The following is a 633-nucleotide window of genomic DNA, read 5'->3' as shown; positions in this document are numbered from 1 at the left end:
CCCAGGGCCAGGCGGGTGAGCCACTGGTAGCCGGCCTGGGCGTCGGCGGCCGACATCAGCGCCCACAGCGAGGCCATCCCGTCCTGTTCTTCGCTGATGGAGACCCGGCGGTCGCGGCGGGCGGCCTGGTGCCGTTCGGCGGCTCCTTCGGGGTCGGCGGCGATCACGGCCCGTTTCAGGGCGGCCTTGAGTTGGCCGAGGGTCTGTTCCGGGGCGCGGTCGAGCACCCGCTGCTGCACGGCGCGGGCGGTCTCGGCGCTCAGGTGGTGGGTGGCGTCGCAGATCGCGCTGACCCGGCGTTCGTCGAGCCGACCCCGCTCCCACAACGCGAGGGTCTCGGGCAGCACCTGCTGCAGTTGCACCGACCGCCCCAGCCGGGCCTTGGCCGTGAGCCGGGCCTGGGTCAGGGCCAGCCCGACCTCGTCGGGGGCGAACCTGCTCACGGTGCACGGCTTGTCGGTGGCCACCAGGGTGGGGTCGTCGCCGGGGCGGCGGCGGGTGAACTCGGCCAGCAGCCGGGCCTGCCGGGCCTGCGCCCATGCGGCGACCCGGTCGAACCCGACGATCGCATCGATCAGCTGGGCGTCCGACAGCCCGGCCTCGCACTCGGTGTCGGCGTCGATCTCCAGCGCG

1 protein-coding gene is annotated in these 633 nt (G+C 74.7%); it reads right to left on the bottom strand.

Annotated elements, in window-relative coordinates; genetic code table 11:
* On the bottom strand, window positions 1–633 hold a 633-nt coding region (locus tag ABEA81_RS42420), incomplete at both ends, for a DUF222 domain-containing protein (RefSeq protein WP_345613730.1).

The organism is Pseudonocardia adelaidensis (assembly GCF_039543345.1).
In the GTDB taxonomy this organism is placed as follows: Bacteria; Actinomycetota; Actinomycetes; order Mycobacteriales; family Pseudonocardiaceae; genus Pseudonocardia; species Pseudonocardia adelaidensis.
The sequence above is the reverse complement of the archived record's forward strand: the minus strand, read 5'-3'. Positions and strand labels throughout refer to the sequence as shown.